Origin of the sequence: Pseudomonas sp. NPDC087690, from assembly GCF_044743175.1 — a bacterium.
Taxonomy (GTDB): Bacteria; Pseudomonadota; Gammaproteobacteria; order Pseudomonadales; family Pseudomonadaceae; genus Aquipseudomonas.
This window is the reverse complement of the sequence record NZ_JBIUVX010000040.1, coordinates 15974-31102: the sequence shown is the minus strand read 5'-3', so window position 1 is coordinate 31102 and position 15129 is coordinate 15974. Positions and strand designations below refer to the sequence as shown.

15 protein-coding genes are annotated in these 15129 nt (G+C 60.9%); 6 read left to right on the top strand and 9 right to left on the bottom strand.

Features of this window, described 5'->3' with window-relative positions:
- Positions 1-210 precede the first annotated feature (210 nt).
- Complete coding sequence (locus ACIPIZ_RS24925; RefSeq protein ID WP_401168005.1) at positions 211-1419, top strand: MFS transporter; 1209 nt, start codon at positions 211-213, stop codon at positions 1417-1419.
- On the opposite strand, the gene cueR is transcribed toward ACIPIZ_RS24925, so the two are convergent.
- The 3 genes from cueR to ACIPIZ_RS24910 all read right to left on the bottom strand — a co-directional run bounded on the left by cueR (position 1373) and on the right by ACIPIZ_RS24910 (position 4758).
- Positions 1373-1786 (bottom strand): Cu(I)-responsive transcriptional regulator, encoded by a 414-nt coding sequence (cueR, locus tag ACIPIZ_RS24920; protein ID WP_401168002.1) that lies wholly within the window; start codon positions 1784-1786, stop codon positions 1373-1375. The genes ACIPIZ_RS24925 and cueR overlap by 47 nt on opposite strands.
- Positions 1783-4176, bottom strand: a complete 2394-nt coding sequence (gene cueA, locus ACIPIZ_RS24915; protein ID WP_401167999.1) for a copper resistance metal-translocating P1-type ATPase CueA — start codon at positions 4174-4176, stop codon at positions 1783-1785. The genes cueR and cueA overlap by 4 nt, the downstream gene beginning before the upstream one ends.
- 198 nt (positions 4177-4374) lie before the next feature.
- Entirely contained in the window at positions 4375-4758 is a 384-nt protein-coding gene (locus ACIPIZ_RS24910) for a hypothetical protein (RefSeq protein WP_064387760.1), read from the bottom strand.
- A 148-nt stretch (positions 4759-4906) separates the two neighbouring features.
- Here ACIPIZ_RS24910 and ACIPIZ_RS24905 point away from each other — a divergent pair, with 148 nt between their 5' ends.
- Both ACIPIZ_RS24905 and ACIPIZ_RS24900 read left to right on the top strand, forming a co-directional pair.
- Positions 4907-5104 (top strand): cation transporter, encoded by a 198-nt coding sequence (locus ACIPIZ_RS24905; RefSeq protein ID WP_122661010.1) that lies wholly within the window; start codon positions 4907-4909, stop codon positions 5102-5104.
- Positions 5105-5273: 169 nt separating this feature from the next.
- Positions 5274-6476, top strand: coding sequence for a multidrug effflux MFS transporter (locus ACIPIZ_RS24900; RefSeq protein WP_064387758.1), 1203 nt, complete (start codon positions 5274-5276; stop codon positions 6474-6476).
- Between the two features lie 4 nt (positions 6477-6480).
- On the opposite strand, the gene ACIPIZ_RS24895 is transcribed toward ACIPIZ_RS24900, so the two are convergent.
- The 3 genes from ACIPIZ_RS24895 to ACIPIZ_RS24885 all read right to left on the bottom strand — a co-directional run bounded on the left by ACIPIZ_RS24895 (position 6481) and on the right by ACIPIZ_RS24885 (position 8145).
- A complete protein-coding gene (locus ACIPIZ_RS24895; RefSeq protein WP_163024159.1) occupies positions 6481-6654 on the bottom strand; it encodes a hypothetical protein in 174 nt (57 codons plus the stop codon).
- Positions 6655-6799: 145 nt separating this feature from the next.
- A complete protein-coding gene (locus tag ACIPIZ_RS24890) occupies positions 6800-7819 on the bottom strand; it encodes a zinc-binding alcohol dehydrogenase family protein (RefSeq protein ID WP_401167995.1) in 1020 nt (339 codons plus the stop codon).
- 32 nt (positions 7820-7851) lie between these two features.
- A complete protein-coding gene (locus ACIPIZ_RS24885; protein ID WP_122661007.1) occupies positions 7852-8145 on the bottom strand; it encodes a putative quinol monooxygenase in 294 nt (97 codons plus the stop codon).
- A 119-nt stretch (positions 8146-8264) separates the two neighbouring features.
- On the opposite strand from ACIPIZ_RS24885, the gene ACIPIZ_RS24880 reads away from it, so the two are divergent.
- The 3 genes from ACIPIZ_RS24880 (at position 8265) to ACIPIZ_RS24870 (ending at position 11750) form a co-directional block, all read left to right on the top strand.
- Entirely contained in the window at positions 8265-9194 is a 930-nt protein-coding gene (locus ACIPIZ_RS24880) for a LysR family transcriptional regulator (RefSeq protein ID WP_064387755.1), read from the top strand.
- 316 nt (positions 9195-9510) lie between these two features.
- A complete protein-coding gene (locus ACIPIZ_RS24875) occupies positions 9511-10242 on the top strand; it encodes a helix-turn-helix transcriptional regulator (protein ID WP_064387754.1) in 732 nt (243 codons plus the stop codon).
- A gap of 125 nt (positions 10243-10367) precedes the next feature.
- Positions 10368-11750, top strand: coding sequence for an MFS transporter (locus ACIPIZ_RS24870; protein WP_064387753.1), 1383 nt, complete (start codon positions 10368-10370; stop codon positions 11748-11750).
- Between the two features lie 118 nt (positions 11751-11868).
- Here ACIPIZ_RS24870 and ACIPIZ_RS24865 read toward each other — a convergent pair whose 3' ends face one another.
- The 3 genes from ACIPIZ_RS24865 to ACIPIZ_RS24855 form a co-directional block, all read right to left on the bottom strand.
- Positions 11869-12822 carry an adenosine deaminase gene (locus tag ACIPIZ_RS24865; protein ID WP_008082147.1) on the bottom strand — a complete coding sequence of 318 codons (954 nt, stop codon included), beginning with the start codon at positions 12820-12822 and terminating at the stop codon, positions 11869-11871.
- A gap of 80 nt (positions 12823-12902) precedes the next feature.
- Positions 12903-13868, bottom strand: a complete 966-nt coding sequence (locus ACIPIZ_RS24860; RefSeq protein ID WP_401167990.1) for a 2-oxoglutarate and iron-dependent oxygenase domain-containing protein — start codon at positions 13866-13868, stop codon at positions 12903-12905.
- Between the two features lie 158 nt (positions 13869-14026).
- Positions 14027-15100: a BMP family ABC transporter substrate-binding protein gene (locus ACIPIZ_RS24855; protein WP_105709456.1), complete on the bottom strand. Its 1074-nt coding sequence runs from the start codon at positions 15098-15100 to the stop codon at positions 14027-14029.
- Positions 15101-15129: the final 29 nt, after the last annotated feature.

Here is a 15129-nt window from a genome sequence, read left to right as displayed (position 1 = left end):
TTACATCGACCTGAAATACCGAGTTGATTATGGAATGGGCTACCGGGTTGATTGTGGATTCGGTAAGGCTCTTTCACGTCGGCGCATCTTTGAAGCATCCCCCAATCAGTTCCCTCTCCCCTTGGGAGAGGGTTAGGGTGAGGGCCCCTTTCGGATCAACGCAAATTCACGTCTACTGTCCACCGCTCCAACCACACTCAAGGATTGAATGTGAGCACTGCGCGCAATACCCACCTGATCGTCACCGCTCGGCTGATCTCCGATTTCGGCGCTTTCCTCAACATGGTCGCGCTGGCCACTTACGTCTACCTGCTGAGCAACAGCGCCATGAGCGTCGGGATTTTTCTCGCCAGCCGTGTCGGCGGGGGGATATTTGCCAGTCTGATCGGCACCGCGTTTTACCGCCGCTGGGGTGGGCGCGTGCCGTTGATTGCCTTCGATCTGCTGCGGGCGAGCCTGCTCGGTTTGCTGCTGATCGTGCCTGTTGCACAGCAGTCGATCTTCTTGCCGGTGGTTGCCTTCGGTCTGGGTCTGGGCAATTCCATGTTCGCCATCGGCCTCAACAGCCAGTTGCCGCGTCTGATCCCCTGCGATCAATTGCTCAAGGCCAACGCCTGGATCACGTCGGCCTCTTCGGCGGCGAAGGTCGGTGGCAGCCTGGTGTCCGGTTTGCTGGTGGCCGGTTTTGGATTTGAAACGGTGTTCGCCCTGAATGCTGCGACCTACTTGCTGGCGGCGTTGCTGATCGTGCCGCTGCGTTTCGAAGCGGCCACGGTCAACCACGCGCCGGAGCGCGGCGAATGGTCCGCCCTCAAACAGGGCTTGCGCAGTGCACCAGTGATTGCCGCCATGCTCGCCGTGACGATGGCCGATACCTTGGGCAGCGCCGCACACAATGTTGGTTTCCCGATTATTTCCAGACTGCTCACGCCTGATTCTGCGAGCACCACGCTGGGTCTGATGCTGGCGGTGTGGGCCAGCGGCAAACTGCTTGGCGCACGGATCGCCAGCCGCCTCAAACACTCGGACAACGGCGATCTGCAGCGCCGCTATTTTCTCGGCGTGGCACTGATGTCCTGCGGCTTCATCCTGATGTTCCAGCAGCACAGTCTTTACGGATTGCTGCTGTTTTCACTGCCGGCGGGTTTGGGCGATGGCATTAGCGAAGTCAGCCTGATGTCGCGCCTGCAGCGCGAACCGGAACAACTGCGTCTGCCGATTTTCAGTTTCCTGACCCTGCTGCAAATGACCGGGTTCGGCATCGGCATGCTCATCGCCGCGCCGTTCTACGAGTGGTGGACGCCGGGTGCCGTGGTCATGTTGTTCCACGGCATTCCCCTCGGTACGTTGCTGGCGGTGAAGCTGTTGGCGCTCAGACGCGGGCGGGTTGCGCGCAGCAGCCCGACGCCAGTTCCTTGAGGATCGGGCAGTCAGGGCGATGGTCGCCGTTGCAGTGCTCGACCAGGTCTTGCAGGGTGTCGCGCAGTTCGCCGAGTTCGCGGATCTTCTGATTCAGCTCGCCGATGTGCTGGCGCGCCAACGCCTTCACATCGGCGCTGGCGCGTTGGCGATCCTGCCAGAGGGTCAGCAGTTTGCCGACCTCTTCCAGCGAAAAGCCCAGATCCCGCGAGCGCTTGATGAACGCCAGCGTGTGCAGGTCGTCATCGCCGTAGACGCGATAGCCGCTGTCGGTGCGATGGGCCGCTTTGAGCAAACCGATCGACTCGTAATAGCGGATCATTTTCGCGCTCAGGCCACTGTGTTTGGCCGCTTGACCGATGTTCATCGGTGCTCCTCCAGATCCTTGGGTTTCCAGGTTTTCAACAGTAGCGCATTGCTCACCACGCTGACGCTCGACAGCGCCATCGCCGCGCCGGCCAGTACCGGATTCAGGAAGCCAAACGCTGCCAGCGGGATGCCGATCAGGTTGTAGATGAAGGCCCAGAACAGGTTCTGGCGGATCTTCGCGTAAGTCTTGCGGCTGATTTCCAGCGCCGCCGGCACCAGACGTGGATCGCCTCGCATCAGGGTGATGCCCGCCGCGTGCATGGCGACGTCGGTGCCGCCGCCCATGGCAATGCCGATGTCGGCAGCAGCGAGGGCCGGGGCGTCGTTGATACCGTCACCGACCATGGCGACCACGCCGGTTTTTTTCAGCTCGGCGACGGTGGCGGCTTTGTCGGCTGGCAGTACTTCGGCATGGACATTGCGGATGCCCAGTGCCTCGGCGACCACCCGAGCACTGCCGCGGTTGTCGCCGGTCAGCAAATGGCTATGGATATCTCGCGCGGCGAGCTGCTGCACGGCTTCCAATGCGCCGGGTTTCAAGGTATCGCCAAAGGCGAACAAACCGAGCACGCGCGGTTCCGGGCTTTGCTCGATCAGCCACGACAGCGTGCGACCCTCGGTTTCCCAGGCTTTGGCAGATTCGGTGAGGTCGCCGGCGCTCAAGCCGCTCTCTTCGAGCATCCGCCGATTGCCCAGTGCAAGGCGTCGGCCATCAAGATTGCCGGCGATGCCGCGCCCGGTCAGGGATTGGCTGTCGCTGACATCCGGGACGGTCAGTTCACGTTCGGCTGCTGCATCCAGCACCGCTTTGGCCAGCGGATGTTCGCTGCCACGTTGCAACGCTCCCGCCAGTTTCAGCAGATTGTTTTCATCTCCATCTACTGCACTGAAATGGGCAATACGTGGCGTGCCGGAGGTCAGTGTGCCGGTCTTGTCGAACACCACGCTGCTGACTTCATGGGCACGCTCCAACGCTTCGGCATCCTTGATCAGAATGCCGTGGCGCGCCGCGACACCCGTGCCGGCCATGATTGCGGTCGGTGTGGCGAGGCCCAGTGCACACGGGCAGGCGATGACCAGAACCGCGACGGCATTGATCAGTGCGGTTTCCATTGGCGCGCCATACAGCCACCAGCCAATCAGTGTCGCCAAGGCGATCAACAACACCGCAGGCACGAAGATCTGGCTGACCTTGTCCACCAGTTTCTGGATCGGTGCCTTGGCAGCTTGAGCGTCTTCGACCAGGCGAATGATCCGCGCCAATACCGTTTCCGCGCCGAGCGCCTGAGTGCGCACCAGCAAACGACCTTCACCGTTGATCGCGCCACCAGTGACCTTGTCCCCCGGTTGTTTCGGCACCGGCAGGCTTTCGCCGCTGATCAGCGCTTCATCGGCGTGGCTCTGGCCTTCGATGACTTCACCATCAACGGGAAAGCGTTCTCCGGGTTTGACCAGCACCAGATCGTTCAGGCGCAGAGCGCTGATGGCGACATCCTGCTCGCGACCGTCGATCACTTGAATGGCCCGTTCCGGGCGTAACGCCTCGAGGGCGCGGATGGCGCTGGCGGTCTGGCGTTTGGCGCGGCTCTCCAGATATTTGCCCAGCAGCACCAGGGCGATGACCACCGCCGATGCTTCGAAATACAGATGCGGCATACGCCCGGCAGCGGTGGCCCATTCATAAAGGCTCAGGCCATAACCGGCGCTGGTGCCGAGGGCGACCAGCAAGTCCATGTTGCCGGCGCCGGCACGCACGGCTTTCCATGCGGCGACATAAAACCGCGCACCGAAAATGAATTGCACCGGTGTGGCGAGGGCAAATTGCGCCCAGGCCGGGAGCATCCAGTGGATGCCGAACGGTTGCAGCAACATCGGCGCCACCAGCGGCAGGGCGAGGGCAATCGCGCAGATCAGCGCCCAGCGTTCATGCGTGAGTTTCTGTTGCTGGGTATCGGTTTGCGGATGTTCGGCTTGCCAGACGCTGGCCGAGTAGCCGGCCTTGCTGACGGCGTCGAGCAGGGCTTGTGAATCGACCTGACCGAGCAGTTCGAGGTGCGCGCGCTCGTTGGCCAGGTTGACGCTGACACTTTTCACGCCGGGGACTTTGTTCAGGGCGCGCTCGACGCGACCGACGCAAGAGGCGCAGGTCATGCCGTCGATGTTCAGTTCGATCGTTTGCTGCGGCACGCTGTAACCGGCGCGTTCGACCGCGTCCATCAACGCCGGCAGACTGTCGCCGGGTGCCTGCACGCGGGCCTGTTCGGTGGCGAGATTGACGCTGACGGTACTGGCGCCGCTGACTTTGCTCAAGGCCCGCTCGACGCGCCCGGCGCAACTGGCGCAGGTCATGCCGGCAATCGGCAGGTCGAAAGTGATGGAATCGGACATCGGTCGTACTCCCTGTAGTAGATGCCTACAAGGATCAACCTTGCCATGCGGGCAAGGTCAAGCGCCAATCTTCCTACCGTGATCGTTCCCACGCTCCGCGTGGGAATGCCTCCTGTGACGCTCTGCGTCACGCATAGGGACGCGGAGCGTCCATGGCTGCATTCCCACGCGGAGCGTGGGAACGATCACGCGCATAAATCAGTATTCGAGATCGGCGCGTTTCAGATAGACGCCTTCGGAATTCATCGCCAACCGATACTTCAGCACATCCCCGGCACGCAGCTTGATCTCCTGCGAACCCGGCGCGAGCATGCCCGGATTGCACCCGGCGACCTGGCCCGGCAGCAATTTCAAGCGCAGCGACACCGTGCCCGGCGGCAGGTTGAAGGAGATGCTTTGCTCCTGCAGCAGTCGCGCCGAGAGTTGATCCTGGATGTACACGCCGATCTCGCAGGAGGTCGACACTTCCAGACGCTCGCGGGAAATGATCAGCACCGCGTAATCCTCGCCGGCGGCTTGCGCTTGGGGGAGGGCGGCAAAAAGGCTGAGGAAGCCAAACAGGCTGAAAGCTGACCAGCGCATGGCTGAATCTCCTGAATTCGAGTCATTGATGCACGCAGCTTGGCCGAGCGCGGCGCCGATTGCCAGCCCGGCAGTTTATTGCAGAACTTGACCTTGCCATCGTGGCAAGCTCGAGACTGCCGGCAACCTCACTCAAAGGAGTCACTTCATGCAAGTGTTCAACGTTGAAGGCATGTCCTGCGGTCACTGCGTCAAAGCCATCACCAACGCGGTTCAGGCCAAAGATCCGGCGGCGAGCGTACGCGTCGATCTGGCGGCAAAAGAGGTCGGCGTCGAAAGTGCGCTGAGCGCCGAACAGGTGATCGAGGTCATCAGCGAAGAAGGCTACGCGGTCAAACTCGCCTAAAAGCAAAAGATCGCAGCCTGCGGCAGCACCTGCATTGGAGTGCGTCCTGTAGGAGCTGCCGCAGGCTGCGATCTTTTGCTGTTTTTATAGTTAGCGAGCTATCGGAATGTTCAAGGCGCCCAGCCGCAGCTAGACTGTCGGGCTGCCGACTTGCCTGACTGGATGCCTGATGAATTTCCGTATCATTCTGATTCTCGGTGCCTTGACCGCCTTCGGGCCCTTGGCAATCGACTTCTACTTACCCGCATTTCCCTCGATGGCGCTGGCGTTCGGCACTGACGAGAAACATGTGCAGATGACGCTGGCGGCGTATTTCGCCGGCCTGTCCATCGGCCAACTGCTTTACGGGCCCGTGGCGGATCGCTTTGGCCGCCGCGTCCCGCTGCTGGTGGGGCTTACGCTGTTCACCTTGGCCTCGCTGGCCTGCGCCTACGCGCCGAACCTCGAATGGCTGATCGGCGCGCGCTTCGTGCAGGCGTTGGGCGGTTGCGCAGGGATGGTGATCTCCCGTGCAGTGGTCAGCGACAAGTGCGATGCGGTCGGTTCGGCCAAAGTCTTCTCGCAGTTGATGCTGGTGATGGGCCTGGCGCCGATTCTGGCGCCGATGCTCGGCGGTCTGTTGGTCAACACTACAGGCTGGCAGTCGATATTCCTGGTGCTGACCGGTTTCAGCGCGCTGGCCGGACTGGCCGTGGCGCTGGGTCTGCCGGAAAGCATGCCGGCGCACATGCCGCGCCAACCGTTGTCCGGGGCATTGCGCCAATACGGGCGACTGCTCAAGGATCGCGTCTACCTCGGCCATGCCCTGACCGGTGGTATCGCCATCGCCGGGATGTTCGCCTACATCGCCGGTTCGCCGTTCATCTTCATTAAACTGTACGGCGTGCCGGCCGAGCATTTTGGCTGGTTGTTCGGCACCAACGCGGCGGGTTTCATTCTGGTGGCCCAGGTCAACGCGCGACTGTTGGCCAAGCGTGGCCCGGCGTTCCTGCTGGCGCGGGCAGTGTGGGTTTATCTGGCGGCGGGACTGACGTTGCTCGCAGTCAGCGCCCTGCACACCGAGTCCCTGTGGCCGCTGCTGATTCCGCTGTTCATCTGTGTGTCCAGCCTCGGCTGCATCAGCCCCAACGCCGCCGCTTGCGCGATGAACGGGCAGGGCGGGCGCGCCGGCAGTGCTTCGGCGTTGCTCGGCTGCATGCAGTTCAGCGTCGCCGCTGGCGCTTCAGCACTGGTGGGCGTGTTGCACGACGGCACGGCTGTACCGATGGCAATTGTCATCAGTATTTGCGGTGTACTGGTGGTGTGCGTCGCAATGCTCACCCGCCGTCTGCAGAACGCGCGGGCACTGGCGCAAGCCCAGGCCGAGGCGTGAATTCTCAGCCGGCAGCGCGCTGCTGGCTGCGGTCGGGAAACTGATGGGGCGCGCAAATTCGTGCTTCGAGGGTGCGGGTGAAGGCCAGTGCTTCGGCTTCACTGCGAAATGTCACGGCGTGTTGGTCCAGACGAACTTGCCATTGAGACTTTGCCACTTCTTTTATCAGGATCTTCATTGCTGACCTCCCTTGCGTAAAAGATGTACCGCAGAGGCTTCGATTGTAGTCCTGAATACGATCGCAATTGTGACAAGGGTCAACTGTCGGACTGACGGCAAAAAGCCCTCGCAGCCCGTGTAAGCGCTGCGAGGGCTTCGATTTTTCAGTCTTGGAAACCTTCTAAAACAATTTTCCCCTTGGCTTTGCCACTTTCCAGCAACTCATGGGCGCGGCGCAGGTTGCTCGCATTGATCGTGCCGAAATGCTCGCCCACCGTGGTCTTCAACGTCCCGGCATCAATCAGTTCAGCCACGCGGTTGAGCAGTTTGTGCTGTTCGATCATGTCTGGCGTCTCGAACAGCGAACGGGTGTACATGAACTCCCAGTGCAGCGACAGGCTCTTGCGCTTGAGTTTGCTCACGTCGAGCGACTTCGGATCGTCGATCAACGCCAGTTTGCCTTGCGGCGCCAGGGCCTCGACCAGTTGATCGAGATGCTGATCGGTCTGGGTCAGACTGGCGACATGGGTCACGTTGTTGATGCCCGCACGTTTCAGTTCTTCGCTCAGCGGCTGGCTGTGGTCAATCACCAGATCGGCGCCCAGCGCCTTCACCCAGTCACGAGTCTGCTCGCGGGACGCGGTGCCAATCACGTTCAGGCCGGTCAACTGCTTGGCCAGTTGCGTCAGAATCGAACCCACGCCCCCCGCCGCGCCGACGATCAGCAGGCTCTGTCCTTCATTGGTTGTGCCTTCGCAGATTTGCAGGCGTTCGAACAGCAACTCCCAAGCGGTGATCGCGGTCAGCGGCAGGGCGGCGGCTTCGGCGAAACCGAGCGATTTGGGCATATGGCCGACGATGCGTTCATCGACCACGTGCATCTCGCTGTTGCCGCCGGCGCGGGCGATGGAGCCGGCGTAAAAGACTTTGTCGCCAGCCTTGAACAGCGTCACCTCGCTGCCGACAGCCTTGACCACACCGGCGACGTCCCAGCCCAGCACTTTCGCCGCGCCGTCTTCCGGTGCCACGTTCTGCCGCACTTTGGTATCGACCGGGTTGACCGAGATGGCTTTGACTTCCACCAGCAAGTCGCGTGGGCCGGCGACCGGTTCTGGCAGTTCGATGTCTTGCAGGGATGTGGCGTCGCTGATCGGCAGGGAAGCGTAATAGGCGATGGCTTTCATGAAAGGCTCCGTAGAGTTGATGGAAGAAGGGTTCAGGCAATCGCGCCGAGGCGCTTGAGCTGGAAGTGTTCGATGGTCTGGCCGGCAGTGGCCTGGAAGTGTAGGAAATGCGCGCTGGCGTTGTGCGCCTGGAGTATCTCTTCACTGGCCCAGTGTTCGATTACGTAGAACACCTGGGGATCGGCGAGATCACGATGCAGGTCGTACTGGCTGCAACCGTCCTCGGCACGACTCGGTGCAACCAATGCGCGCAGGCCCTGTTCGAGCAGATCCTGCTGGCCGGGTTTGGCAATCAGGGTTGCGATGGCGGTGAATGGCTGGGACATGTTTGGCTCCAGAGATGCGAAATGAATTCGATGAACAGATGATTGGCTATTTCTGTGCAAGATAAAACCGGCTAAAAGAGCAGTCTCTTTCAATATTTTTTTGATAATCGAGGCTGAGAATGCTGCGTTTCGATGACTTGCAGTTGTTTGTCCGGGCGGCGGATCTGGGCAGTCTGTCGGCGGCAGCCCGGGTGATGGACATGTCTGCCGCCGTGGCCAGCGCTGCGCTCAAGCGTATCGAACAGCAACTCGGCGCTCGTTTGCTGGCCCGTTCGACGCGCAGCTTGCGCCTGACTGCCGAGGGGGAAGGCTTTCTCGAATACGCGCGGGCAGCATTGAGCAATATCGATGAGGGACGGCGCCTGCTCGCCAGCGGGCAGGATCAGGTGAGTGGGATCCTGCAGCTGTCGGCGCCTTCGGATTTCGGGCGCAACCTGCTGTTGCCGTGGCTCGACGAGTTTCAGCGCGAGCACCCGAAACTGACGGTGCGCCTGCTGCTCGGTGACCGCATCGCGGATCTGTTTCGCCAGCCAGTGGATATCGCCTTGCGCTATGGCGAGCCGGAGGACTCCAGCCTGGTCGCCCTGCCGATCGCTCCGGACAACCGCCGCGTGCTCTGCGCATCCCCGACCTACCTGGCCCGGCACGGCGAACCGCATCAGCTCGAACAACTGGCCCAGCACAATTGCCTGTTGTACATGCTAGGCAGCCGGATCCACGACCATTGGAGTTTTCATGACGGCAAACGCGAAGTCGGTCTGACCGTGAGTGGCGACCGCTTCAGTGATGACGCCGACGTCGTGCGGTTATGGGCGGTGGCAGGGGCAGGAATTGCCTATAAATCCTGGCTCGACGTGGCGACCGATGTGCTGGCCGGACGGCTCAAGGTGCTGATGCCGGAGTTGCTGTGCGAGCGCGCTCCGCTGAATTTACTGTGCGCACATCGCGCGCAATTGAGTAAGCCGGTGAACCTGTTGAGGGAAATGCTCGCCAGCCGATGCGCTGCAGTGAGTAGTCAATTTCCCGTTTTCTCGAAACTTGATCATTAGTCGCAGTTAAATAGAGAAATTTCTGTCAGGAACAATCACCACCCGCGCAGGCTCCGGCGCGGGACGGGGCCTGCATCCCGCTTATACTAGCGCCCGCCTCATGCCAGTACCGAAACCCCGGCGCGGACACCGTCAGACTGAGTGGGTCCTGTTCAAGTCAGGGCTGCGCAAGGCCGCGACGTCGGTGCCGGAAGATGTTGTGTCAAGGGGCTGCATTGCCCCGGCTCATGGCGTTTTTCGCGTCTTGGCCGCCGACTCAATACTGGTCAAGATGTCTGCGAGCAGTAGACGATACGATTCCACAGGGAGTGAATACATGGAACATGCACCTTGCATCAGCCAGATCGCCACGTTGCTGGCCGACCCCAAGCGCAGCGCGATGATGTGGGCGTTGATGGATGGTTCGGCCCGGCAAACCGAGGAGCTTGCGCTACTGGCAGGGCTGTCACCGTCGTCGGCCAGCGCGCATCTGGCGCGGCTGTCCACGGGCGGTCTGTTAAAGGTCGAAGTCCGTGGTCGCAAGCGTTTTTTCCGCCTCTCGGCACCGGAGGTCGGCGCGGCGATAGAAGCGCTGGCCAGCGCCACCATCGCCAGCACCCCGCGAGAAATCCCCGAGATGTTCAAACGCTCCACGCCCTTGGCGAAACCGCAGGCCGCGCCGTCATCGTTGTTGCGCGCTCGCTTTTGTGATGATCATCTGGGCGGGACGCTGGCTGCCGATCTTTATCAGCGATTGCTCGACGCCGGCTGGATCGAGCAGTTTGAGCTGCGCGTGGTAGTGACGCATAAGGGCGCAAAGCAACTGGCCGGACGTGGGGTGTTTATCCAGGCGCTGGCCCATCGCAATGTGCAGGTGGCCTGCGCATGTCCGGACTGGAGCGAACGTCGACCGCACATGGGGGGCTCGCTCGGCGCGGCGCTGCTGCAACTGTTCATGCAATCCGGCTGGCTGACCTTGCCCAATGATTCAAGAGCGCTGCAACTGTCGGCCACCGGGGAGCGAGAATTGCTGCGCTTCGCCAAAGAAACCGCTCTACAAATGGCGTAGTAGAGCCGTGCGTCACCACCGTTCGGGGCTGTCGCCTACGACTGCGAACAGGTCGCATCCAGCACGAACGCAGGGACGCTATCGCGCACACTCGATCCGGGGACTTTTCGGATGGGGTAGGCGGCATGGACACTCAGGGCTTCAGTGCGGCAGAACGCTTGGAACGACTGCCGGTCAGTGGTTATCACCGGATCATTTTCATCATCATTGCCTTGGCGTTTTTCTTCGACTCCATGGATCTGGCGATGATGACTTTCCTCCTCGGCTCGATCAAAGCCGAGTTCGGCCTGAGCAGCGCCCAGGCTGGGCTGCTCGCCAGCTCGAGTTTCTTCGGCATGGTACTGGGCGCCTCGTTGTCAGGCATGCTCGCCGATCGCTTCGGGCGCAAACCGGTGTTCCAGTGGAGCATCGTCCTGTGGGGGGTGGCGAGTTACCTGTGCTCGACGGCGCAAACGGTCGAGACACTGACACTGTTTCGCATTCTGTTGGGAATCGGCATGGGCATGGAGTTTCCGATTGCGCAGTCGATGTTGTCCGAGTTGATTCCCGCCCAGCGACGGGGGCGCTACATCGCCTTGATGGATGGTTTCTGGCCGTTGGGTTTTGTCGCTGCCGGCGTGCTTTCGTATTTCCTGCTGCCGCTGATTGGCTGGCGTGACATCTTCCTCGTGTTGGCGGTACCGGCGGTGTTTGTTCTGGCGATCCGCTTCTTCATTCCCGAGTCACCTCGCTGGCTGGAGCAGGCCGGGCGAGATGACGCGGCGGACAAGGTGCTGAGCGGCATCGAAGCGCGGGTACGTGCTTCGATCGGCGGTGCGGCGCTGCCGGAACCGATTCGCTTGCCGCGTACGGTGACGCCACCGGGCAATTTCTTTTCGGCGCTCAAGCAGATCTGGTCACCGCAGTATCGCCAGCGCACGACGATGATCTGGAGTCTGTGGTTTTTTGCGCTGCTCGGTTTTTACGGGCTGACGTCGTGGCTGAGTGCACTGTTGCAACAGTCGGGTTTTGCCGTGACGCAGTCGGTTTATTACACGGTGCTGATTTCGCTGGGGGGCATTCCCGGGTTTCTCATGGCCGCGTGGCTGGTCGAACGCTGGGGGCGTAAACCGGTGTGTATCGTCACGTTGCTCGGTGGCGGGGTGATGGCGTTTCTCTACGGGCAAAGCGCGGTGTTTGGCGGCAACGTGGCGCTGTTGATCAGTACCGGGCTGCTGATGCAGTTTTTCCTGTTCGGGATGTGGGCGGTGCTCTACACCTACACGCCGGAGCTGTATCCGACCTCGGCACGCGCGACGGGCTCGGGGTTCGCCTCGGCCATTGGCCGCGTCGGCTCGTTGCTCGGGCCATTGGTGACCGGGCTGGTGTTCCCGATAACCGGGCAGGGCGGGGTGTTTGCGCTGGGCGCGGCGTGCTTTGCGATTGCGGCGGGGGTGGTGTGGCTGTTCGGGATGGAGACGCGCGGTAAAACCCTGGAAGAGCTGACAGAAGCCCAATCCATCGGCTAACACCGATCCAATGTAGGAGTGAGCCTGCTCGCGATTGCGTTCTGTCAGCTAACACATCTGTGTCTGACACTCCGCCATCGCGAGCAGGCGAAGGCCTACAAGGGTTTTGCAGTGTTGCTTACGGTTTTACCAGGCGCGCATCGAGGCTGTTCTGCGCCAAACGCTTGGCCTGATCCTGGGTCATGCCCAAATGCTCATGCAGCGCGTAGAAGTTCTCGGTCACGTAACCACCGAAGTACGCCGGGTCATCGGAGTTCACCGTGACCTTCACGCCACGCTCGAGCATGTCGAGAATGTTGTGCTGCGACATGTGATCGAACACGCAAAGCTTGGTGTTCGACAGCGGGCACACGGTCAGTGGGATCTGTTCGTCGATGATCCGCTGCATCAGACGTTCGTCTTCGATGGCGCGCACGCCATGGTCGATGCGCTGGATTTTCAGCAGGTCGATGGCTTCCCAGATGTATTCCGGCGGGCCTTCTTCGCCGGCGTGGGCAACGGTCAGGAAACCTTCGTGTCGGGCACGATCGAACACACGCTGGAACTTGCTCGGCGGGTGGCCCATCTCGGAACTGTCCAGACCGACTGCGACAAACGCGTCACGGAACGGCAGCGCCTGATCGAGGGTTTTCTCGGCTTCTTCTTCGCTCAAGTGGCGCAGGAAGCTGAGGATCAAACCGCTGGTGATGCCCAGTTGCTGCTCGCCATCCTTCAATGCCGCGGCGATGCCGTTGAGCACCACTTCGAACGGAATGCCCCGATCGGTGTGGGTCTGCGGGTCGAAGAACGGTTCGGTGTGAATCACGTTCTGCGCCTTGCAGCGCAACAGGTACGCCCAGGTCAGGTCGTAGAAATCCTGCGAAGTGCGCAGTACATCAGCGCCCTGGTAATAGAGGTCGAGGAATTCCTGCAGGTTGTTGAAGGCGTAAGCCTTGCGCAGGGTTTCCACGTCGTTCCACGGCAGGGCGATCTTGTTGCGTTCGGCCAGGGCGAACAGCAGCTCGGGCTCCAGCGAGCCTTCCAGATGCAGGTGCAGTTCAGCCTTGGGCAAGGCGTTGAGCCAGTCGTACATATTCTTTTCTCATCAGGTGCAATGATGGCATTCTACAGATGCTCGCCGAAACAATTGGCAAAACCTGACCAAGCGATCCATCAAACGGCTTCCTGCTCGCGGCGATAAGCGTAGGTATCGGCGAAGCGCGACAGGAGGAATTCGGCGCAAGTGGTGGTCGGATATTTCGCTGGATGCGCTGCGTCCTGACAACCGGGCAGGCATTCGATGCGCGTGTCCGGGTGCGGCTCGGCGAAGAATGGCATCGAGTAGCGATCCACCCCGAGCGGGCTGATCACCCGGTGCGGGGTCGAGCGATAACGGTCGTTGCTCCAGCGCGCCATCATGTCGCCGAGGTTGACCACGAAAGTGCCTTCAATCGGTGGCGCGTCGATCCATTCGCCTTTGACGTTTTTCACTTGCAGACCGCCGGCGCTGTCCTGATAGAGCAGGGTGATGCAGCCGTAATCGGTGTGCGCACCGGCGCCTTGCTGCTCGGCGGAACTGGCGGTGTGGCGCGGTGGGTAATGGATCATGCGCAGCACGCTGACCGGATCCACGAAGCGGCTGTCGAAGAAATCACGTTCGATGTTCAGCGCCAGGGTCATCGCGCGCAACAGGGTCTGCGCGAGGGCCTGCATGTCGAGGTAGTGCTGCTCCATCAAGTCTGCCCATCCCGCTTGCGCTGGATGACGGTTCGGTCCGCGTAGAGGTTTTTCCGCGAGCACGTCGGGATGGCTGGCCGGCAGGTGCAGGCCCATGTCGAAGGTTTCTTTGAGGTCGCTGGGTTTGCTCGGGTCGAGTTGCTCGGTGGCGATGGCGCCGTAGCCGCGATGGTGGCGGGTCTGGGTGATGTCGATCTTGAGTTTTTCTGCGGCGGGCAGGGCAAAGAAACGTTGAGTCTGAGCAAGCACGGCTGTGATGCGCTGCGCTGAAATCGGATGACCCTTGATGTAGAAAAAGCCCCATTCGCGGCAGGCCAGGTCAATTTGTTCAGCCACGGCAGGCCAAGCGTTTTGATCGTCGCTGTACAGCGGGCTGATATCAATGATCGGAAGACTGTTCATGCACGGGTCCTGAAGAAACGCAGACTGGAGAACACTGAAGAACTCTGTGGGAGCTGGCTTGCCAGCGATGAGGCCATCACATTCAACATCAATGCTGCCTGTCAGACCGCTATCGCTGGCAAGCCAGCTCCCACAGGGTCGGTGTGTTTTGCGGAGGATTACTTCGGCATCTCCGCCTTCATGCCTTCAACGTAATAGTTCATCGACGCCAGTTCCGCATTGGTCGCGCTCACGCCCGCCGGGATTTTCTCGACCCCGGCCTGATCCTTGATCGGCCCGGTAAACGGTTGGAATGCTCCGCTCTTGATGTCGGCAATGATCTGCTCGGCCTCGGCTTTCACCGGCGCTGGCACCAAGTCGCTGATCGGCAGTTCAACCGTGCCTTCCTTCAACCCGCCCCAGTAATCCTGGGATTTCCACGTGTGGTCGATCACGCTCTGCGTCGCTTGAATGTAGTGCGGTGCCCAGTCGTTGACGATCGACGTCAGCACGGCTTTCGGCCCGAAGTGCGCCATGTCCGAGGCATAACCCACCGCATACACGCCACGACGTTCAGCGGCCTGAATCGGTGCCGGACTGTCGGTGTGCTGGAACACCACATCGACGCCCTGATCGATCAGCGCGTTAGCCGCATCGGCTTCCTTGCCCGGATCGAACCAGGAGTTGACCCACACCACCTTGATCTCGGTACCGGGGTTGTATTTGTTCAGCGCCAGTTGAATCGAGTTGATGTCGCGGATCACCTCGGGGATCGGGAACGAGGCGACATAGCCGATCTTTTTGGTCTTGGTCATCTTCGCCGCAAGGAAGCCACCGACGTAACGGCCCTCGTAGGTGCGCGCCAGATAGGTGCCGAGGTTCTTGTCCTGTTTGTAGCCGGTGGCGTGTTCGAAAGTCACCTTGGGAAATTGCTTGGCGACTTTCAGCGTCGGGTTCATGTAGCCGAACGAGGTGGTGAAGATCAGATCGTATTTGTCCTTGGCCATGTTGCGGATCACCCGCTCGGCGTCGGCTCCTTCGGCGACGTTCTCGACGTAATTGGTGGTGATCTGATTGCCGAATTTCTCGGCAAGAGCCTTGCGCCCCTGCTCATGCTGATACGTCCAGCCGTGATCACCGATCGGGCCGATGTAGACGAAACCGACCTTCAGCGGATCGGCAGCGCTGGCGCTCAGGCTGATCCCCAGACCGAGGGCGGCGCACAGCAGTTTGTGCAGCGGACGTATTTGCATGAATTGGAGCTCCATTTTGTTGTGTGTGG